The organism is Bradyrhizobium sp. U87765 SZCCT0048 (genome assembly GCF_018131225.1).
GTDB lineage: Bacteria > Pseudomonadota > Alphaproteobacteria > Rhizobiales > Xanthobacteraceae > Bradyrhizobium_A.
The window spans coordinates 335,136-354,038 of sequence record NZ_JAFCMM010000006.1 but is presented as its reverse complement, the minus strand read 5'-3'; the positions used below and the strand labels follow the sequence as shown (position 1 = coordinate 354,038).

Here is an 18,903-nt window from a genome sequence, read left to right as displayed (position 1 = left end):
CCTTGACGCCATGCCTTGGTCACGCGATCCATGTCCGTCAGCGCCGGCCTCCGCCGCGCCATCACGGGGGCTGCGATGAAAGACTTTCTGAAGGCCGCGCGGCTGCTGCTGCTCGACCTGGCGTCGACGCTGCTGTTTCTGCTGGTCTTCCTGCTGACCCACAACACCGCCCTGTCTGTCGGCCTCGGCGTCGCGCTCGGTCTGGGCCAGATCGGCGTGCAACTCGCCCGCCGCAGGCCAATCGACACCATGGAGTGGCTGAGCCTGTTCCTGGTGATCGCCGCCGGCACGGCGACGCTGCTGACCGACGATCCACGTTTCCTGCTGTTCAAGCCGAGCGTGATCTACGTCCTCATCGGCGTCGTCATGCTCAAGCGCGGCTGGATGACCCGTTACCTGCCACCGATCGCCCGGCAGGTCGTGCCCGACGTCGCGGTCACCGTCGGCTACGCCTGGGCCGCTCTGATGTTCGTATCCGCTGCCGTCAACGCCATCGTCGCGATCACCTGCAGCAGCGCGACCTGGGCGGTGGTGATGCCGGCGTTCGGCCTCGTCAGCAAGGTGGTGGTGTTCGTCGCCGGCTTCGCTGCGCTGCGCATCACCGCCCGCCGCCGCATCCGCGCCATGCCTGAGGCCGAGCGCATCGCACTGCTGATCGCCACCGGCGAACTGGCCGCGCCGCTCGCGACATCCGCCTAGCGCGCCGCTCCGAATCTGCGCTTCAGCCGCATGACGTAGCCAATGACTTCGGCGACCGCCTGATAGTGCTCGACCGGGATCTCGTCATCGATCTCGACGGTGGCGTGCAGCGCGCGGGCGAGCGGCGGGTTCTCGACGATCGGCACGTCGTTCTCGGTCGCGATTTCCCTGATCTTGAGGGCGATCGCGTCGGCGCCTTTGGCGACGCAAATCGGTGCCGCCATGCCTTGCTCGTACTTCAGGGCGACCGCGAAGTGGGTCGGGTTGGTGATGATCACCGAAGCCGTCGGCACCGCCGCCATCATGCGCTTCTTCATGCGCGCGAAGCGCATCTGCCGGATGCGCCCCTTGATATGGGGGTCGCCTTCCGACTGCTTGTATTCTTCCTTGACCTCTTCGCGCGACATCTTCTGCCGTTCGAACCACTCGCGATACTGGAAGAAGTAGTCGCCGGCGGCGATCAGCGCCAGCAGCGCCACCACCGCGCCGATCAGCTGCATCGACATCGCCTTCGCAGCGGACAGCAACTGCACCGGATCGAGGCGCACCAGCGCATCGACCCGCTCGCGCTCCGGCCACAGGATCGCCATCATGATCACGCCGAGCGCGATCAGCTTGACGAGCCCCTTGAGGAAGTTCATCGCCGCCTGCTTGCCGAACAGCCGCTTGGCGCCCGCCATTGGCGACAGCTTGCTGAACTTCGGCGTCAGCGGCTCCGACGACCACACCAGGCGGTGCTGCACGAGGTTGCCGCCGAGCGCGGCCAGCGTCAGCACCAGGAACGGCAGGCCGAGCACGCTGACCAGCATGAGGTCGAGGTGCTTCATCAGGGCCAGCAGCCCCGGCCCGTCGGTGCGGATCAGATGGGCGTTGGCGAGCAGGTTGCGCAGCGGCATCTGGAGGCCGCCGGCGATGCCCGACGAGAACGCCGACGCCACCAGCGCCGCGCCGGCCATCACGAACCAGGTATTGACCTCCTGGCTCTTGACGACATCGCCGCGCTCGAGGGCTTCGTCGAGGCGTTTTTGGGTTGGGTCCTGTGTTTTCTCTGATGCGTCGTCATCAGCCATCGGTCACGCTCCCGGCGCGGCAGGAGGGATCAGGGCGACAACTGACGCAGCACGCCGCCGAAATAATCGAGGAACGTGCTCATCATGGTGGCGATCACCACGATCAGGATCATGAACCCGGCCATGATCGACAGCGGCACGCCGACGAAATAGACCTGCATCTGCGGCATCATGCGCGCCAGAAGGCCGAGCCCGACGTTGAACACGAGGCCGAACACGATGAAGGGCGAGGCCAGCTGGATGCCGATCTTGAACGAGGTCGTGAACGCCTGCGTCGCCAGCGCGGCGATGTCGCCGCTCGGGATCAGGTCCCCCGGCGCGAACACCTTGTAGCTCGCGCTCAATGCGCCGATCACGAGATGGTGCATATCGGTCGCGAACAGCAGGGTCAGGCCGAGAATGGTGAGGAAGTTGCCGACCAGCGCACCCTGCGCGCCCTGCGTCGGGTCGATCGCGGTGACGAAGCCGAGGCCGAGTTGCTGGGCGATCACCGATCCCGCGACCGACAGCGCCGACAGTGTCACCCGCGCGGTGGCGCCGAGCACGATGCCGACCAGGATTTCCTGCAGCAGCAGCACCAGCATCGGCGTCAGCGACGTCATGTCGACGTGATAGGCCGCGCGATGCAGCGGCAGGATGATCAGCGTCAGCATCAGCGCGATCGACAGCTTGATACGCACCGGGATGTTGGTCTCGCCGAAGCCCGGCATCAGCATCACCATCGCGCCGATCCGTGCGAAGGCCAGCATGAAGGCCGCGGCAAGTGCGGGCAGCAGCGAGATGTCGATGCGCATCCAATGTCCCGGTTCCAGCCAGGCTCCATGGCGGGTGATCAGCCGCCATTGTGCGTCATCCCCCGATGATTCGCGACGAAATCCGCATCATGTGACTGTGCAGCGCGTCCGCCATGAACGGCAGCACGAGCAGCATGGTGAGGAAGATCGCCAGGATCTTCGGCACGAACACCAGCGTCTGCTCCTGGATCTGCGTCAGCGCCTGCACAAGCGAGATGACCACGCCGACCACGAGGCCGACGAGCATCAGCGGCGACGACACGATGACGATGGTCCACACCGCGTCGCGCGCCACGTCGAGAACTTCAGGCCCTGTCATTGCACTCCCCTACCCCACGCACCCCGAACGACCTCACGCTCCCCGAAATTCGCCTAGATGGCCATCTTCATGATGTCCTCGTAGGACTGGATGACACGGTCTCGCACCGACACCAGCGTCGACACCGCGACGTCGGTTTCCGCCACCGCGGTGACCACGTCCATCACGTTGGCCTTGCCGGTCGCCATCGCCACGGTCTGGTTGTCCGACTTGCGGCCGGCTTCCATGACGCTCGACAGCGAATCCTTGAGCAGCGCGCCGAACGAGGGACCTGCGACCTCTCCGCCCTGCGAAGCGGACTTTCCGGCGTTGCCGGCTGCTTCCATCATGCGGGCGAGGCTGGAATAGGCGTTTGCGGCAGCGGTGGGCGAAGCCATGGACGAACTCCCGATCAGGCCTTGAGGATGTCGAGCGTGCGCTGGATCATCCGGCGCGTCGCGGTGATGATGTTGACGTTGGCCTCGTAGGACCGCTGCGCGTCGCGCATGTCGGTCATTTCGACCACCGAATTGACGTTCGGATACTTGACGTTGCCGCTGGCGTCGGCCGCCGGGTTGCCCGGCTCGTACTTGATGCGGAACGGCGACTGGTCGGGCTTGACCCGCCCCAGCGACACGACGCGCGCATCGAGCGTGCGATCGAGCTCGGAGGAGAAGGTCGGCACCTTGCGGCGGTAGGGATCGCCGCCGGCTGTCTGAGACGTCGAGTCGGCGTTGGCGATGTTTTCCGACAGCACCCGCATCCGCCCGGCCTGCGCGCGCAGGCCCGACGTCGCAATGTTCATTGCCCTCAGGAAGTCCGATCCGTCAGCCATCTCGATCCCTCAAATCGCTCCCTCAAACCTTGCGCGTCAGCGCTTGCCGATCGCGGTCTTCAGCAGCGCCAGGCTGCGGCTGTAGAGCGAGGTCGCCGCCGCGAAATCCATCTGGTTCGCCGCCGACTTCTGCATCTCGTCCTCGAGGCTGACCGCGTTGCCGGCCGGCCGGGTCTCGTAGCCCCCCCTGTTGCTGGAGGCGAAACGGTCGGTTCCACCGGTCGAAGACAGATGGGCGGCGCTCGTGCGCGTCATGCCCAGCCCCGCCGGCCCTGCGGTCAGGGAGCGGAAATCGGGTTCCACAAGGTCCCGCGGCTTGAATTTCGGAGTGTCGGAATTGGCGATATTTTCGGCGAGCACCCGCTGGCGCTCCTGATGCCACTGCATCCGGGTGCGCAAGGCGCTCAGCGCCGGGATATCGGTGATCGCCATGGGGTCTGCCTCGGCCCTCGCCGGACGACACGCCAGCGGAGATAGGCAGAATTTGCCGCCTGTATGGTTAATAAAGAGTTAACTCCAGCGGGCTCAATTTTGCCATTAATTCGCCGTTAACCAACCAAGCCATTGAAATTCCGACGCCTTGGCGCTGGACACAGGGGACGTCAGCGTCGATGACGACGCAGGCGAGAGGGCAATTCCTGCCGTCCGGCATTAACCAACAGGGCAAGACATTAACAAACGGAGCGGAACTTCGAGATTCGGCCGCGGCGCTGCGCTAGTGGTCCTGATGGTTCCGACATTCGCAATGATGCCGACCGATAGGGCAAGCGAGTGCTAGAATCGGACCGCGAACATCCGGAAACGTTCCAACGGACTTTTCTCGGATCGCAGCATTCGCCGAATCTGCGGGTTGAAGTACACTCTGGTTTGGTGGGGACCAAACATGTCGCAATTGCTGTACATCATTTTGATCCTGTTCTCGGTGCTGGCCGTCGTCGGCCTCGCCGCATGGGCGGTGAGGTATTTCGGCCGTAACCGGCTCGGCGCCAGCGGCAACCGCGGACGGATGCCGCGTCTTGCGGTCATCGACGCGATGTCGGTGGATGGCCGCCGCAAGCTCGTGCTGGTGCGCCGCGACAATGTCGAACACCTGCTGATGATCGGCGGCCCCGGCGACCTCGTGATCGAACCCAATATCGTGCGCGCGGCGCCGCAGCGCGAGCAGCTTCCGAGCCGCGGCCCGGTCGGCGCAGACCTGCCGCCGCGCATGGGGCCCCTGCCCGACGCCAACTGGAATGACGGCCAGCTCGACGAGCCGCAGGAGCCGGCCTTGCCGGAGCCGCCGCCGCGCTCGCCGCGCCCGTCCTTCGCCGATGAAATCCGCCGCGCCGCGCCCGCCGCCGAGCGTCGTCCCGATCCGCTGGCGGCGATCGCCGCCGAACTGCCGCCGGCACCGTCGCGCCGTGCCAGCCGCCCCGCCGATCCGCTGCCGCCGCGCCTGCCCGAGCCGGTGGCGCCGCGCCACGAGCCGCCGCTTCTGCGTGCCGAACCGCCGCTCCCGCGCGCCGAAGCCCCGATCGCGCGCGCCGAACCGCCGCTTCCCCGTGCGGAGCCTTCGCTTCCCCGCGCCGAGCTGCCGCCGCTTCCGCGCACCGAACCGGCGATGACCCGCAGCGACATCACCATGCCGCGCAGCGAGCCGACGATGCCACGGTCCGAGCCGCTGATCCCGCGTGGCGAGCCGGCCATGAGCCGCAGCGAGCCGCTGGCGCCGCGCATTCCGGCCGCGCCGGAGCCGATGGCCAAGCCGCTGCCGCGCTCCGAGCGTCCGCTGCCGCCGGCGCCGCCCGTTCCGCCGCCCGCCCCCGCGCCGTCGTCCTCCGCCCTGTCGGCGGCCGACCAGAACCTCGCCGAGATGGCCCAGCGCCTCGAGGCCGCGCTGCGCAAGCCGGCCGAGGCTGCCGCGCCGCCGGAGCCGCCGCGTCCGGCGCCGCGTGCCTCCGACGTCGGCGCACCGCCGCCGCCGCGCAACGAGAACGCCGCACCGCCGGTCGCACCGCCGCTGCCGAAATCCTCGGCCTTCGAGAATCTCGAGGACGAGATGGCGAGCCTGCTGGGCCGTCCGAAGTCGCCGACGTGAGGTTCGCCGGCCTTCCGCGTAGAGTATTTTTTCTTCTCCTTGTCCTGATTACAGCCGGCTCGCTGATCGAGCCGGCCGCGGCGCAGGACATCAGCATCAATCTCGGCCAGGGCAATGGCGGCGTCACCGAACGCGCCATCCAGCTCATCGCGCTGCTGACGGTGCTGTCGATCGCGCCGTCGATCCTGATCATGATGACCTCGTTCACGCGCATCGTGGTGGTGCTGTCGCTGCTGCGCACGGCGCTCGGCACGGCGACCGCGCCGCCGAACTCGGTGATCATCGCGCTGGCCGTGTTCCTCACCATGTTCGTGATGGGGCCGGCGCTGCAGAAATCCTACGACGACGGCATCAAGCCGCTGATCGCCAACCAGATCGGCGTCGAGGAGGCGCTGCAGCGCGCCTCGGTGCCGCTGCGCGGCTTCATGCAGAAGAACGTCCGCGAGAAGGACCTGAAGCTGTTCATGGATCTGTCGGGCGAGCCTCCGGCGCCGAGCCCCGAACAGATGTCGCTGCGCATCCTGGTGCCGGCCTTCATGATCTCCGAACTCAAGCGCGCGTTCGAGATCGGCTTCCTGCTGTTCCTGCCGTTCCTGATCATCGACCTCGTGGTCGCCTCGGTGCTGATGTCGATGGGCATGATGATGCTGCCGCCCGTCGTGGTGTCGCTGCCGTTCAAGCTGATCTTCTTCGTGCTGGTCGACGGCTGGTCGCTGGTCGCGGGCTCGCTGGTGCAGAGCTACGGCGGCTGACGGCTGGCGTGCCCCCTCGAGGGGCCACGGCAAGCAGCGGCCCAGCGGCCGTTTGTCCTGCGAGGCGCGCGGAGGATGATCAGCGCGCGCTGGCGCTCTTGACGCTGCCGATCTTCGGCAACTGGCCGGTCGGAACCGGATCGCCCGCGGGCGCGGTGCTTGCCGACGGCGCCTTCGCCATGGTCGCATCCGGGAAGCGCTGCTTCATCTCGCGCAGGAAGCCGTCGAGGGTGTCCACCGAGGCCGCCATCTTCGCGATCTGGGTGAATTCGGCGCTGCTCGCGGCGGCGGGCTGGCTGGCCAGATCGAACGCGACGCGGTCCGCCCCCTCGTTCATTTTCGGACCATACTTCTCGCGGAAGCGCGCCAGGCCAAGCGCGTCTTCGGCGAGCGCATAACCGATCGCGGCGCGAATGACGTCGCCCTTCTCGGTCGCCGTCAGCGGCTGGAAATCCTTCCAGCGCTCGCCATAGTACAACTCGATCTGCTCGGCGGATTCGCGCCAGCGCCGCGCTGCCCACAGAATGTCCGAGCGCAGCCGCGTTACCTCGCGGCCCGACAGGTTGGACACGATATCGAGTGCGAGGTCGTGGCGACCGACGTCGCTCTGCGCCCGCGCCTCCAGCAGCATGCGCTGCTGGCGCAGCTCGCCGGCGAGATCGGCGATCCGGGTCGAGCGCAACGCACCGAGCGCGCGATCGGGCTTGCGGTTCATCAGGTAGATGGTGGCGAGACGCGCCGCGACTTGGGCGCGCGCGGAGCCTTCGAGACGATGATCGACCTGATACTGCAGCAGATCGGCCGCCTGGTCGAGCAGGTCGACTGCGACAAGCCGCTCGGCGAGACGGCGGATCATTTCATCGCCGCGACGGCCGATCGGCGTCAGCTCGCGGTAATCGTAGAACATCCCGAGCGCCTCGATCGGCGGCAGCGCGTCGCCCTTCTCGCCGAGATAGACCTGCACGAACAGCGCCGAGGTCTCGTCCTGGATATCGCGCGACACATCCGAATTCGGCGACAGCCGCGTCGCCAGCCGCGCCGCGGCGAAAGAATCGAGGTAGCGGCCCTGCGCCGAATAGATACGCGCGAGCTGCTGCAGGGCTTCGAGTTCGATACCGCCGCCGCGCCAGGTCACCGCCAGCGTCTCGAGGCCGGCGAGCGCGTCTTCGGGGGAGATGTCGTTGCGCTTGCGGCGCAGCGCGATCTCGCGCAACCGCGCCTCCGCCGCCGACGCGCGGTCATCGCTGGTGACGATGTCGCGATAGCCGGCGAGCGCGTCCTTCTCACGCCCCATCGCCTCGGCGAGTTCGGCCCGCATGACGTTGACCGCCGGCTTCAACCGGTCGGGAACGCCGATCAGATCGATGTCGTTGGCGCGGGCGGACGCGCCGGCGAAGTCCTTGACCTCGAGCGAGGCGCGCATCGCCGCCATCAGCACCTCGCGCTGCAAATCCTTCGGCAGCGCGGCGATGGCAAACTCGGCATTGCGAAACTTCTCGCGCGCCTCCGGCCACTTCTCCTGCCGCGCGGCGGCGAGACCCTTCCACAGCTGCAGGTCATAGCCATTGGCGATGACCGGGTTGGCGAGATCCTTGAGGCCCGCGGCCGGACGGTCGCCGAGGATGTTGGCGATGGCGCGGATGATCAGCGCGCTCGGATCCTCAGTGCCGGGCTTGGCGCCGGCCAGCGCGAGATCCATCACGCCCTTGGCCTCGAAAGCGAAGCCGCGCGCGAGATAGAACCGCGCCAGGTCGAGATTGGCGGCGAGACGGTCGCTGCCGCTCGCCTGTCCGGCGGCGGCCACCAGCGCATCGTAGCGCTTGTTGAACACCGCGTCGCGGTTCTGATCCCATTCGGCGACATCGAACAGCGGCTTGGGACCGTCGCCGATCCGCTGCGACGGCGCGAGCGCGGCGGACGACAGCGTCAGCCCGCCCGGACGGGCCAGCGTCACGCGATCGGCCGACGCCGTTACCGTGAAGTCGTCGGCATTGGACTGCACGACGACGCCATGGATCGATTCCAGCAGCGAGAACTCGACGAAATCCTGGCGTTTGACAAAGCCGCGTGCCGGCAGCGGCGCGGTGACCACGGTGAGCGCGTCGCCGGCATCGGGATCGGCGAGACGGTGCACCGTCGCCGGCCCCGCCATCATCACCGCGACATGGGCGCGGGCCGGATCGGCGATGTTGCGTGTCGCCGTCAGCGGCTGCGACGGCACCTCCATGGTGTCGGCGAAGGTCAGGACGAGGCCGCCGGCTTCGCCCGACAGTGACGTCAACTGCGGGCGGCCGAGGCGGATGCGGACCGCCTGGCCCTTGTCGAGCTTTTGCGTCGCGACGTCGCCGATCAGCGCGCCACCGTCGCGGCGGATCGCCTCGACATTGAGCGGCCGCGTGTCATCGAGCACCAGCCACACGGTCTCGCCGCGGCGGAACACCGCGGCGGGAGCCGACGCGCCGAGCGGAAATGTCAGCTTGAGGCCATCGCTGCTGCGCGCGGCCAGCACCTTGAGGCCGCCATCCTGCGGGCTCGCGGCCTGCTGCGGCGCGGGCCCCGGCGCCGGCTGCGCGACCACGGGCGCGGCCGGCACTGGCGCAACGGGCTCCCTGGCACGCGCGTCCGCAGCCGCCACATCCGCGGCAGCGGGCGGCGCCGGCGGCACCTCGGCCGGCGGCGGGGGAACGGCGGCTTTCGCCTCGTCGCGCGGCCGTGCCGGCGGCGGCACGGCGGGCGCTTCCGCCACCGGAGCTGCCGCATGGGCGGAAGCCGGTGGCGCCGACGGTTGCAACGGGATCGACGCGGGCGCGGCCGGCTTCGGCGGCACGGCGCCGGCGACCTTCGCGTCCTTGCGCTCCCTCGCCTCGGCGACCGGCACCAGCGGCGCGGCCGGCCGGCCGGGCTGATCGGCGCCGATGTCGATCACATAGTTGGCGTCTTCGCGAAACGAATGAATGCTGACGTCGCCGAGGGTGGAGAACGACACCACCGCGCCGTCGCCCTCGGTGCGCTGCTCGATGCCGGCGATGTTCTGCGGCGCGACGAGCTTGGCATCGGCGAGATCGAAGGTCAGCGGCTGGGAAAACACCAGCGACAGCTTCTTGTCCTCGAGCGCCGACGACACGCCGACGCCCGGCGGCAGCTCGAACACGAAGCGCACAAAGGTCGGCTGCACCGAGGCGCGCACCCGCACCGCCGGACGCTTCCTGGCTTCCTGCGCGAGCCTCTGCTGCTTGAGTAGCCGTTCGGCGGCCCGCGCGCGCTCGGCGAGTTCGCGCACGACGTCCTGCGGCAGCGGCGGCGGCAAACCCTTCCAGCTGTCAGGCAGCAGGTCGATGAAGAAGCGCTCGCCCGCCGCCATGGCATTGACCGTGACCCGCCGCGACAGTGCGAGACGGATCGCCATGCCGTCGGGATCGCGCCGCGCCATGCCGACATAGTCGGGCACCGCGTCGGCGATGCCGTCCACGGCGATGTCGACCGGACGCTTGAAACGGATGACCAGCACCGAACCGGCGGTGATCACCTCGGGTTCGGCATCGTCGTCGAGCTTGAGGATCAGCCGCGCATAACCGCCGGCGGCCGCGAACGACGCCTCGCCCCGCACCGGCAGGACCGGCGCCTGGGCTTCGGTCAGGGCCGGCGGCGCGGCTGTCGCCCCGGCCGGAACCAGCAGCACGGACACGACGCCGAGGCCGCACAGCGCACGCTCCCATGCGCGCGCCCGCGGCCCGTTCCGTCCGGCCTTCGTGTCAGCCCTGCCCACGTCCTGCGGCTCACCTGCACGGCCGCCACTGGCGGCCCTGTTTCGACGGGACCGACTCTAGAGGCCGCCATTTAAGGAGCTGTTAAGCAAGCCCGGGTGGCCCATGCGCCACGCCGCCTCAGTTGGCATCGGGCGGCGGGCGGCCTTCGATCTTGGGCAGGTCGTTGGCGGCGGCGGTCTTGTCGCCGCCGGCGCGGCGGGCGAGTTCGACGGTGAGGCGCTCGGCCGCCTCGGGCTGCATCAGGCCGACGATATCGGACAGCTTGCGCGGCGCGATCTGCGAGGCGACCTCGATCAGCACCGACATGTCGAGCCGGTCGAAGATCTTGGCCGCGTCCTTGGGCTTCATCGCCTCATACATGGTGACGATGCCCTTGAAGCGGGCGGCGTCGGCCTCGGTCTTCTGCTCCCTGGCGGCGCCGATGCGCGCCTCGACAGCCTTCATTTCCTCGACCTTGCCCTCGATGCGCTTCTCCGCCGCCTTCAGCAGGTTCTCGCGGATATCGATCTCCCGCGCGCGCGCCTCGAGCTCCTGGCGGCGCTCCTGCAGCCGCTCGAGGATGGCGCGCTCCGACGGCGACACGGTGCGGCTGTCGGGGGTGACCACCACCGGCTGGGGCATCGGCGTCTCGGCCGGCCTGGCCGCTTCCTTCGTCCCCTCCTTGGCGGCGGCCTTGGGCGCCTCCTTCGGCGCCTCGGCCTTGTCCTCCTTCTTCGCCGACACCGATCCGGTGATGTCGACGGGATCGATCGCCGGGCGCGAGGCCCGCCCGGTCGGGAAGTTCAGCATCTCCTGCGCCCACGACGTCCGCGCCGGCGCCGGCACCTCGCGATCACTGAAGATGTAGCCGCCGTCCAGCACCAGTCCCAGCGTCTTCAGCACGACGAGGCCAATGATCGCCGCCAGAACGAGGGGAATGACGCGGAAGTTGCGGGCTGACTTCATGCAGCGAGGCCTGCGGAGCGCTTGCGTTCAGCGAAGGCCTGGGCGGCGGCGACGATCGCCTGCGGCGAAGTCGGCGGCGCCGACGGCGCAGCGGCGGGCGCGCTCTGCGGCTCGCGCGGCTTGCCGGCGGACACGATCCGCGACAGGCGGCGCAGCAGGTCGTCGCCCTCGAGCAGGCGCTTGTCGAGCTCGGAGACGAGGTCGGACGAGGCTTCGAGGCGGCTGCCGAGGTTCTCGTTGCACTCGCGCACCGTGATCTTGAGGCCACCGATCGCACGCTCGGCGATCTCGGTCGCCGTGATCAGCTCGGCAATGGTCGCCTTGAGCGACTGCTCGTCGGCCTTGAGGCGCTTGAGACGGCTGTTGAGCAGCATGCAGTAGCCAATCGTCGCCACCAGCAGCATCGCCACAAGTGTCTCGATGATCATTCCCATGGAATGGTTCATTGTGCCTCCATCATCTTGGTCTGCTCATCGGCCTTCTCGAACATCGCGAGCGTCATGTGCGGCTTGCGCAGCGGCCGTGTGACGCGAATCGCGACACGATCGCCGACGCGCCCCATGCGCCCCTCGGTCAGCGTGACGTTGCCACAGCGCACCGACACCGCGGCATCGGCGCGGATGTGGAGCGGCAGGGTATCGCCGACCTTGAGCTGCATGAGCTGACGCAATGGAATCTCCGATTCGTAGAGTACAGCATCGACGGCAATCTGCGCGCGCGAGATCTCGGTGGCGAGGTGGCCTTCCCAGATCGGGTCGCGACCGAACTTCTCGCCCATGAACATCTGCAACAGAACGTCGCGGATCGGTTCGATGGTAGCGTAGGGCAGCAGCAGTTCTACGTTGCCGCCGCGGTCTTCCATGTCGACGCGCAGGCGCACCAGGATGGCGGCGTTGGCCGGCCGGCTGATGGCGGCGAAGCGCGGATTGGTCTCGAGACGATCGATGGTCAGCGTCACCGGCGACAGCGGCCGGAACGCCTGCTCGGCGTCCGCCAGCACCACCTCGACGAGGCGCTTGACGAGGTTGGTCTCGATCGTGGTGTAGGGCCGCCCCTCGATGCGCAGCGACGCGGTGCCGCGCCGGCCGCCCAGCAGGACGTCGATCATCGAGTAGATCAGGCTCGAATCGACGGTGGCGAGCCCGAAGTTCTCCCACTCCTCGGCCTTGAACACCGACAGCACCGCCGGCAGCGGAATCGAGTTCATATAGTCGCCGAACCGCACCGAGGTGATGCGGTCGAGCGAGACTTCGACGTTGTCGGAGGTGAAGTTGCGCAGCGATGTCGTCATCAGCCGGACGAGCCGGTCGAACACGATTTCGAGCATCGGCAGACGCTCGTAGGACACCATCGCCGAATCGATGATCGAGCGGATGCCGGAATTGTCGTCGAGATTGACCTCCCCGACGCTGAAGCCGAGCAGGTTGTCGATCTCTTCCTGCGAGAGCACCCGCTCGCCGGCGTTGGCCGACAGCCCGCGGCTGCTCTCGTCGACCATGGCGGCCCACTGCTCCGCCATCGCCTCCGTGAGTTCGTTCGCAGCCGCTTCCGCGGCAGCGGCTTCCGGATCCTCCGAATCCAGCGCCGCGCCCCATTCGGCGGCTAGTGCATCCTGATCGACATCGCCCGGCGCCACGACTTCCTAGCTCCGCTCTGTCACTGCACGACGATTTCTTTGAACAGCACGGCGTTGACCTGCGCCGGCTGGACGGCGGCGTTGACCCGCCGCGTCAGCTCTTCCTTGAGGCGGAACATGCCCGCCGAGCCGCTGAGATCGCTCGCCCGCAGCTCGCGCATGTAGGTCTGGAAGATGTCCTGCACCCGCGGCATCGCCGGCGTGATCTGCGCCACCACCGGCTGGTCCTTAACCTCGAGGGCGATCTTGACCTTGAGATACTGCACGCGCTCGCCCGGCAGGCTGGACAGGTTGACCAGCACCTCGGGCACGTCGACGAACACCGGCGGCTTCGGCGCCGGCGCTTCGGCGTGCTTCTCTTCGGCCTTCGGCCGCATGAACAGGAAATAGGACGCAGCGCCGCCGCTCAGCACGACGAACACCCCGACAACGGCGACGATGAGCTTGAACTTGCTCTTCGGCGTGGCGGAGCCTTCGCCGGCGCCATCCTCTGGTTGATCATCTGCCATCGCTGCCCCGCTCCTGTCCCGGGAGTGAGCTCGATGCTGCCGAACAGGCTGGAAATACGCGAAACAAAGGCCGCCGGCGCCCCAAGCGCCCTGACGACAACACTAGGTTTACAATGGTTAACAGAACCTTTCTTTCGCCCCGCAGCTAGGAAAATTCTGCCGGCAATTATGGTCAACAAGACCTTTCTTGCCGCCCGCGCGCACCCCCTTGCCGCGCTCAAGTCATTGCAGGGAAATACATTTCAGCTCTGGCACGAGTCTCGCTTTGAAATGGAGCGAGCCAAAGGTTTGGGAGAACCCGACAGCTCAGCGGAGCGGCGACACGGCCTTGGGAGGGTCGGGCGACGGTCCATCAAGGGGAGAACCAGCCGATGGAGAATACCCTCCTCATCGGATTGTCACGTCAGATGACGCTCGAGCGTCAGATCGACGTGATTTCGAACAACGTCGCGAATATGAACACCACCGGCTTCAAGGCCGACAATTCGCGATTCCAGGAATACATGATGCCGGTCGCCCGCGCCGACAACTTCGTCGGGCGCGACCGCCAGCTGAGCTATGTCCAGGACACGGCGTCCTGGCGCGACTATTCGGGCGGTCCGAACGAGCGCACCGACAATCCGCTCAATGTCGCCATCGACGGCAACGGCTTCCTCGCGGTGCAGACGCCCGCCGGCGAGCGCTACACGCGCAACGGCGAGCTGCAGATCAACGCGCAGGGGCAGCTCGTCACTGCGGACGGCAACCTCGTGCTCGGCACCGGCGGTCCGATCACCTTCCAGCCGACCGATCATGACATCGTCATCTCGGACACCGGTATCGTCACCGTGGTCGAGGGCGCCAACTCCAAGACCGATTCGATTCGCGGCAAGCTGCGCCTCGTCAACTTCGCCCAGATGGACCAGCTGCAGAAGGAAGGCACCAACCTCTACTCGGCGCCGAACGGCACGCCGGCCCAGGCCGATCCGACGTCGCGGATCCGGCAGGGCTACCTCGAACGCTCGAACGTCAACGCGGTGCGCGAGATGAGCCGTCTCGTCGAAGTGACGCGAACCTACCAGAACGTGTCCGCCATCCTGCAGCAACAGGGCGACCTTCGCAAAAGCTCGCTCGACAAACTCGCCGACGTTCCGAGCTGAGGACCCTGATCCATGCGCGCTCTTTTCACCGCCGCGACCGGAATGGCTGCCCAGGAACTCAGCGTCCAGGTCATTTCGAACAACATCGCCAACATGAACACCACCGCCTACAAGAAACAGCGGGCGGCGTTCCAGGACCTGATGTACGAGCACGTGCGCCGCATCGGCGCCCAGGCATCCGAACAGGGCACCATTCTTCCAGTCGGTGTCGACGTCGGCGGCGGCGTCAAGATCGTCGGCACGCCGCGCTCGATGGGCCAGGGCACGACACTGCCGACCGGCAACGACCTCGACATCGCGATCAGCGGCGAGGGCTTCTTCAAGATCCAGATGCCGGACGGCACCTTCACGTACACCCGCGACGGCACCTTCCAGCAGGACCAGACCGGCCGCATCGTCAACGCCCAGGGCAACCCGGTGCAGCCGACGATCACCATTCCGCAGAACTCGACCGGCCTCACCATCAACACCCAGGGCCAGGTCTCGGTGACGCCTGCCGGCACCACGACATCGACCGTGATCGGCACGATCGGCATCACCCGCTTCATCAACAAGGAAGGCCTGCTGCCGATCGGCAACAACAGCTACACCGACACGCCGGCTTCCGGCCAGCCGCAGGACGGCACCGCCGGCAACGATGGTGCGGGCACCATGCAGCAGGGCCGCCTCGAGCAATCCAACGTCGACGTGGTGACCGAGGTCTCGACCCTGATCTCTGCGCAGCGCGCCTACGAAATGAACGCCAAGGTGGTCAGCGCCGCCGACCAGATGCTGCAGTCCACCTCCGGCATGTTCCGCTAAGCCATGAGATCGCCCATGATCCTGCGCGCCCTTCTCGTCAGTGTCGCCCTGCTCGGCCCGAGCGCCGCGGCGCTCGCCCAATCCACCACTGCTGCCGCCGTGACCGCCAACGCGGCCACCGACGCCGCGACGCTGCCGGACGCGATCAGCGAGGCCGCCAGTTTGGAACGCATCGGCACGCCGGTGCTGCGCGCCAGCGTCTCGGTATCGAGCGACGTGGTGCGGATCGGCGACCTCGTCGACAACGCCGGCAGCGCGGCGCAGATTGCGGTCTACCGCGCGCCGGATCTCGGCACGACCGGGGCGCTGTCGACCGCCCAGGTGCTGGCGACGCTGCGCAACTACCAGGTGACCGGCGTCGATACCGGCGACCTGCAGGAAATCTCGGTCACGCGCCTCGCGCGCACACTGACCAGCCGGGAAATCGAGAAGCAGGTCGGCCGCGCGCTGGAACGCCGCAACGGCCTTGGCAACGCTGCCGATCTCACCATCACCTTCGACCGCGACCTGCGGACGCTGCAGCTGGACCCCACCAACACCGGCAGCATGCAGCCGATCGCGACCCGCTACGACGCCCGCAACGGCCGCTTCGACGTGTTGTTCGAGATCGCCAACGGCAACCTCGCTTCCCCGACCCGCCTGCGCTTCACCGGCACCGCGATCGAGACGATCGAAGCCGTGGTGCTGACGCGCGGCCTCGATCGCGGCGAGACGGTGCGTGCCTCCGATGTCGCCATCGAGCGCCGCCCCAAGGTCGAGGTCGGCAAGGATGGCCTGCGGCGCGAACAGGTGATCGGCATGCAGACCCGCAAGCCGATCCATTCCGGCCAGGTGGTGCGGATGGCCGACATCGCCAAGCCCGACCTCGTGCAGCGCGACCAGCCGGTGACGCTGATCTACCAGACCGACAGCCTCTACCTGACGATGCGCGCCAAGGCCGTCGACAGCGGCAGCGAGGGCGACTCCGTCTCCGTGCTCAACCCGCAGTCCAAGCGTGTCGTTCAGGGCGTGGTGACGGGTCCGGCCCAGGTCACCATCTCCGTCGCAACGCCGCGCGCCATTACCCTCTCCGCCGCCCTTCCGTCGAATAGCCCTGCCGTCAACGCCGAGTAATGTTCATGGTCACGTTTCCGTTCAGTCGTGTCGTTCTCGCCTTCAGCCTCATCGGCCTGTCCGGCCTCGCCGGCGGCTGCTCGGCGGTGGACCGCCTGTCGATGATCGGCGAGAAGCCGCCGCTGTCGGCGATCGACAACCCGACGGCCAAGGCCGGCTACAAGCCGGTACAGATGCCAATGCCGACACCGCAGCCGGTGTCGTACAATCCCAACTCGCTGTGGCGCACTGGCTCGCGGGCGTTCTTCAAGGACCAGCGCGCCGCGCAGGTCGGCGACATCCTGACCGTGACGGTGAACATCAACGACACCGCCAACATCGCCAACGAGACCCAGCGCAGCCGCACCAACAAGGAAGACAGCGGCACCACCGCCTTCCTCGGCTCGCAGTGGCTGACCGGCACCGCAGCCAAGGCGCTTCCCGGCCGGACGCTGACCGCGGATTCGACGTCGTCGAGCGACGGCAAGGGCTCGGTGGTGCGCCAGGAAGCACTGACCACCAACGTCGCCGCCGTGGTGACGCAGATCCTGCCGAACGGCAATCTCGTGGTCGAGGGCAAGCAGGAAATCCGCGTCAACTTCGAGGTGCGCGAACTGGTGGTTGCCGGCATCGTCCGCCCGGAGGACATCCAGAGCGACAACACCATCGACTCCAGCAAGATCGCCGAGGCCCGAATCGCCTATGGCGGCCGCGGCCAGATCACCGACGTGCAGCAGCCGCGCTATGGCCAGCAGGTGCTCGACGTCCTGCTGCCGTTCTGATCCGGCGATCCCCTCCCCGCCGCGCCCCTCTCCCCGGCGCGGCGCTCCCAGAGCTCCCACACTTTGCCGCGAACCTAGGCGCGGCAAAGTGAACGACGCGGCCTCCGGCATCTCCCCTGCCGGGGGCCGCGGCTTTTTGGGCCGGCCGCCGGCGCGGCCCATGCCGTGCGCAGCGGCGCGGCCGCCAGCCGCGGCGCGCTCGACGGCCGGCGCGGCGATGTGGTACCGAGCCCGGCAGCAAACGCCTCTCCAGGGACCCCTCATGGCCGACGCCCCGTTCGGAACGCACGCCCCGAATTCGGTACAGACGATGCTGCTCCGCGTCATCCAGGGCTCCCGGCTCAAGCGCGGCGCGTTCCGCCCGCTGATGTCGCGCCTGATCGGCCCCGCCCCGGTCGACACCACCTACCAGGGCGCGCGCTTCCGCCTGCATCACCACGACAGTGGCACCGAGCGCGGCGCGCTGTTCAATCCCCGATACAACATCGAGGAGCTCGACTTCCTGCGCCAGCACCTGCCCGCGGGCGGCGTGTTCGTCGATGTCGGCGCCAATGTCGGCACCTTCGCGGTCGTGCTCGCGCTTCATGTCGGCGCGAGCGGCCGCGTCATCGCGATCGAGCCGCACCCGACCGCGCGGGCGCGGCTGCGCTTCAACATCGGCGAACTGCCGTTCCGCAACGTCACGCTGGTCGAGGCTGCGGCGGGCGACATCGACGGCGAAGTCACCATCGGCACGCCGTCGACCAATCTCGGCGCCTCGCGCGTCGGGCAGGGCGACTTCAAGGTGCCGTCGCGGCGGCTCGCGGGCCTCCTCGCCGACAACGGCATCGACCATGTCGACGCGCTCAAGATCGACGTCGAGGGCTATGAGGACAAGGCTCTGGTGCCGTTCTTCCGCGACGCCCCGGCGACGCTGTGGCCGACCGCCGTCGCCATCGAACACCTCGAGCGCAACCTGTGGGCGCAGGACTGCATCGACGACATGGTGGCGCGGGGCTATGCCATCACCGGCAGGACGCGCAGCAACACCTTCCTGGTGCGGGGCGCCTGAAGGCGCCCGCCCCCCCAACGATCCACTCGCAAGCAGCAGAATTTCGGCGCCAGGCGCCATCGAACGGCCCCTGAAAACAAAAACGCGGCAGGGCATGGCGGCCCGCCGCGATCAGGCAAGATCGATTCGTTGTTGACCGCGACGCCTATTCGTCGCGGTACACCTTCTCGCGCTTCTCGTGGCGCTCCTGCGCTTCGATCGAGAGCGTCGCGATGGGACGGGCCTCAAGCCGCTTCAGCGAGATCGGCTCGCCGGTCTCCTCGCAGTAGCCGTAGGAACCATCCTCGATTCGCGCGAGTGCGGCATCGATCTTGGAGATCAGCTTGCGCTGCCGGTCGCGGGCCCGAAGTTCGATGGCACGATCGGTCTCGGAGGATGCGCGATCGGTGAGATCGGGATGGTTGACGTTCTCGTCCTGCAGCTGCTGCAGCGTCGTCTTGGCTTCCTTTAAAATTTCCTCCTTCCACGCGAGCAGCTTGGCGCGGAAGTATTCGCGCTGGCGCTCGTTCATGAAAGGCTCCTTCTCCGAGGGCTTGTAATTTTTCACTTTGTCCAACACCGATTGTCCTAATCCGTGCAAGGCCCCCCGGAAAAACCCGGCGGGCGGGCAGCTTATATAGCGGCGCGGTGTGACAGACAATATCGCCCCAAGG

At 67.6% G+C, this 18,903-nt stretch carries 20 protein-coding genes; 8 read left to right on the top strand and 12 right to left on the bottom strand.

All coding sequences use genetic code 11. The features are described from left to right. Positions 1-75: 75 nt before the first annotated feature. Positions 76-699 (top strand): inner membrane-spanning protein YciB, encoded by a 624-nt coding sequence (locus JQ639_RS31765; protein ID WP_211963930.1) that lies wholly within the window; start codon positions 76-78, stop codon positions 697-699. Here the strand turns inward: JQ639_RS31765 and flhB are convergent. The 6 genes from flhB to flgB are packed head-to-tail and all read right to left on the bottom strand — an operon-like array spanning position 696 to position 4,128. Beyond that, positions 696-1,769, bottom strand: a complete 1,074-nt coding sequence (gene flhB, locus JQ639_RS31760; protein ID WP_211963928.1) for a flagellar biosynthesis protein FlhB — start codon at positions 1,767-1,769, stop codon at positions 696-698. The two genes, JQ639_RS31765 and flhB, sit on opposite strands and share 4 nt — an antisense overlap. Positions 1,770-1,798: 29 nt before the next feature. Continuing rightward, entirely contained in the window at positions 1,799-2,563 is a 765-nt protein-coding gene (fliR, locus tag JQ639_RS31755; RefSeq protein WP_211963920.1) for a flagellar biosynthetic protein FliR, read from the bottom strand. 55 nt (positions 2,564-2,618) lie between these two features. Continuing rightward, entirely contained in the window at positions 2,619-2,882 is a 264-nt protein-coding gene (fliQ, locus tag JQ639_RS31750) for a flagellar biosynthesis protein FliQ (RefSeq protein ID WP_211963918.1), read from the bottom strand. 53 nt (positions 2,883-2,935) lie between these two features. Then, a complete protein-coding gene (fliE, locus tag JQ639_RS31745) occupies positions 2,936-3,259 on the bottom strand; it encodes a flagellar hook-basal body complex protein FliE (RefSeq protein WP_211963916.1) in 324 nt (107 codons plus the stop codon). 14 nt (positions 3,260-3,273) lie between these two features. After that, on the bottom strand, positions 3,274-3,696 hold the full coding sequence (flgC, locus tag JQ639_RS31740; RefSeq protein ID WP_211963914.1) for a flagellar basal body rod protein FlgC: 423 nt from the start codon (positions 3,694-3,696) through the stop codon (positions 3,274-3,276). A 36-nt stretch (positions 3,697-3,732) separates the two neighbouring features. Next, the gene (gene flgB / locus JQ639_RS31735; RefSeq protein ID WP_211963912.1) at positions 3,733-4,128 is read right to left on the bottom strand and encodes a flagellar basal body rod protein FlgB; all 396 of its coding nucleotides are present in this window, start codon (positions 4,126-4,128) and stop codon (positions 3,733-3,735) included. Between the two features lie 451 nt (positions 4,129-4,579). Between flgB and JQ639_RS31730 the strand changes: the two genes are divergently transcribed. Next, on the top strand, positions 4,580-5,776 hold the full coding sequence (locus JQ639_RS31730) for a flagellar biosynthetic protein FliO (protein WP_211963904.1): 1,197 nt from the start codon (positions 4,580-4,582) through the stop codon (positions 5,774-5,776). Continuing rightward, complete coding sequence (fliP, locus tag JQ639_RS31725) at positions 5,773-6,528, top strand: flagellar type III secretion system pore protein FliP (protein WP_211963901.1); 756 nt, start codon at positions 5,773-5,775, stop codon at positions 6,526-6,528. The genes JQ639_RS31730 and fliP overlap by 4 nt, the downstream gene beginning before the upstream one ends. Positions 6,529-6,607: 79 nt before the next feature. Here the strand turns inward: fliP and JQ639_RS31720 are convergent, their stop codons facing one another. The 5 genes from JQ639_RS31720 to fliL all read right to left on the bottom strand — a co-directional run bounded on the left by JQ639_RS31720 (position 6,608) and on the right by fliL (position 13,385). Then, positions 6,608-10,294: a tetratricopeptide repeat protein gene (locus JQ639_RS31720; protein WP_211963899.1), complete on the bottom strand. Its 3,687-nt coding sequence runs from the start codon at positions 10,292-10,294 to the stop codon at positions 6,608-6,610. Between the two features lie 118 nt (positions 10,295-10,412). Next, positions 10,413-11,240: a MotE family protein gene (locus tag JQ639_RS31715; RefSeq protein ID WP_211963897.1), complete on the bottom strand. Its 828-nt coding sequence runs from the start codon at positions 11,238-11,240 to the stop codon at positions 10,413-10,415. After that, a complete protein-coding gene (locus JQ639_RS31710; RefSeq protein ID WP_211963895.1) occupies positions 11,237-11,686 on the bottom strand; it encodes a DUF6468 domain-containing protein in 450 nt (149 codons plus the stop codon). Before JQ639_RS31710 ends, JQ639_RS31715 begins: the two co-directional genes overlap by 4 nt. Beyond that, entirely contained in the window at positions 11,683-12,876 is a 1,194-nt protein-coding gene (gene fliM / locus JQ639_RS31705) for a flagellar motor switch protein FliM (RefSeq protein ID WP_211963893.1), read from the bottom strand. The genes JQ639_RS31710 and fliM overlap by 4 nt, the downstream gene beginning before the upstream one ends. A gap of 20 nt (positions 12,877-12,896) precedes the next feature. Next, complete coding sequence (gene fliL, locus JQ639_RS31700) at positions 12,897-13,385, bottom strand: flagellar basal body-associated protein FliL (RefSeq protein WP_211963891.1); 489 nt, start codon at positions 13,383-13,385, stop codon at positions 12,897-12,899. A 371-nt stretch (positions 13,386-13,756) separates the two neighbouring features. On the opposite strand from fliL, the gene flgF reads away from it, so the two are divergent. From flgF to JQ639_RS31675, 5 genes are all read left to right on the top strand, one after another. Continuing rightward, positions 13,757-14,524 (top strand): flagellar basal-body rod protein FlgF, encoded by a 768-nt coding sequence (gene flgF / locus JQ639_RS31695; protein ID WP_211963889.1) that lies wholly within the window; start codon positions 13,757-13,759, stop codon positions 14,522-14,524. A 12-nt stretch (positions 14,525-14,536) separates the two neighbouring features. Beyond that, on the top strand, positions 14,537-15,325 hold the full coding sequence (flgG, locus tag JQ639_RS31690; protein ID WP_211963887.1) for a flagellar basal-body rod protein FlgG: 789 nt from the start codon (positions 14,537-14,539) through the stop codon (positions 15,323-15,325). A gap of 15 nt (positions 15,326-15,340) precedes the next feature. Beyond that, on the top strand, positions 15,341-16,438 hold the full coding sequence (gene flgA / locus JQ639_RS31685; protein WP_211963885.1) for a flagellar basal body P-ring formation chaperone FlgA: 1,098 nt from the start codon (positions 15,341-15,343) through the stop codon (positions 16,436-16,438). Between the two features lie 5 nt (positions 16,439-16,443). Next, positions 16,444-17,199 carry a flagellar basal body L-ring protein FlgH gene (gene flgH, locus JQ639_RS31680; RefSeq protein WP_211963883.1) on the top strand — a complete coding sequence of 252 codons (756 nt, stop codon included), beginning with the start codon at positions 16,444-16,446 and terminating at the stop codon, positions 17,197-17,199. 262 nt (positions 17,200-17,461) lie between these two features. Continuing rightward, a complete protein-coding gene (locus JQ639_RS31675; protein WP_211963881.1) occupies positions 17,462-18,250 on the top strand; it encodes an FkbM family methyltransferase in 789 nt (262 codons plus the stop codon). A gap of 145 nt (positions 18,251-18,395) precedes the next feature. On the opposite strand, the gene dksA is transcribed toward JQ639_RS31675, so the two are convergent. Then, positions 18,396-18,761 carry an RNA polymerase-binding protein DksA gene (dksA, locus tag JQ639_RS31670; protein ID WP_249122871.1) on the bottom strand — a complete coding sequence of 122 codons (366 nt, stop codon included), beginning with the start codon at positions 18,759-18,761 and terminating at the stop codon, positions 18,396-18,398. Positions 18,762-18,903 lie beyond the last annotated feature (142 nt).

What these genes read in the sequence shown, in the direction of transcription:
- JQ639_RS31765 (WP_211963930.1), top strand. Translation starts at nt 76, where the DNA reads ATGAAAGACTTTCTGAAGGCCGCGCGGCTGCTGCTGCTCGACCTGGCG.
- flhB (WP_211963928.1), bottom strand. Translation starts at nt 1,769, where the DNA reads ATGGCTGATGACGACGCATCAGAGAAAACACAGGACCCAACCCAAAAA.
- fliR (WP_211963920.1), bottom strand. Translation starts at nt 2,563, where the DNA reads ATGCGCATCGACATCTCGCTGCTGCCCGCACTTGCCGCGGCCTTCATG.
- fliQ (WP_211963918.1), bottom strand. Translation starts at nt 2,882, where the DNA reads ATGACAGGGCCTGAAGTTCTCGACGTGGCGCGCGACGCGGTGTGGACC.
- fliE (WP_211963916.1), bottom strand. Translation starts at nt 3,259, where the DNA reads ATGGCTTCGCCCACCGCTGCCGCAAACGCCTATTCCAGCCTCGCCCGC.
- flgC (WP_211963914.1), bottom strand. Translation starts at nt 3,696, where the DNA reads ATGGCTGACGGATCGGACTTCCTGAGGGCAATGAACATTGCGACGTCG.
- flgB (WP_211963912.1), bottom strand. Translation starts at nt 4,128, where the DNA reads ATGGCGATCACCGATATCCCGGCGCTGAGCGCCTTGCGCACCCGGATG.
- JQ639_RS31730 (WP_211963904.1), top strand. Translation starts at nt 4,580, where the DNA reads ATGTCGCAATTGCTGTACATCATTTTGATCCTGTTCTCGGTGCTGGCC.
- JQ639_RS31715 (WP_211963897.1), bottom strand. Translation starts at nt 11,240, where the DNA reads ATGAAGTCAGCCCGCAACTTCCGCGTCATTCCCCTCGTTCTGGCGGCG.
- JQ639_RS31710 (WP_211963895.1), bottom strand. Translation starts at nt 11,686, where the DNA reads ATGAACCATTCCATGGGAATGATCATCGAGACACTTGTGGCGATGCTG.
- fliL (WP_211963891.1), bottom strand. Translation starts at nt 13,385, where the DNA reads ATGGCAGATGATCAACCAGAGGATGGCGCCGGCGAAGGCTCCGCCACG.
- flgF (WP_211963889.1), top strand. Translation starts at nt 13,757, where the DNA reads ATGGAGAATACCCTCCTCATCGGATTGTCACGTCAGATGACGCTCGAG.
- flgG (WP_211963887.1), top strand. Translation starts at nt 14,537, where the DNA reads ATGCGCGCTCTTTTCACCGCCGCGACCGGAATGGCTGCCCAGGAACTC.
- flgA (WP_211963885.1), top strand. Translation starts at nt 15,341, where the DNA reads ATGATCCTGCGCGCCCTTCTCGTCAGTGTCGCCCTGCTCGGCCCGAGC.
- flgH (WP_211963883.1), top strand. Translation starts at nt 16,444, where the DNA reads ATGGTCACGTTTCCGTTCAGTCGTGTCGTTCTCGCCTTCAGCCTCATC.
- JQ639_RS31675 (WP_211963881.1), top strand. Translation starts at nt 17,462, where the DNA reads ATGGCCGACGCCCCGTTCGGAACGCACGCCCCGAATTCGGTACAGACG.
- dksA (WP_249122871.1), bottom strand. Translation starts at nt 18,761, where the DNA reads ATGAACGAGCGCCAGCGCGAATACTTCCGCGCCAAGCTGCTCGCGTGG.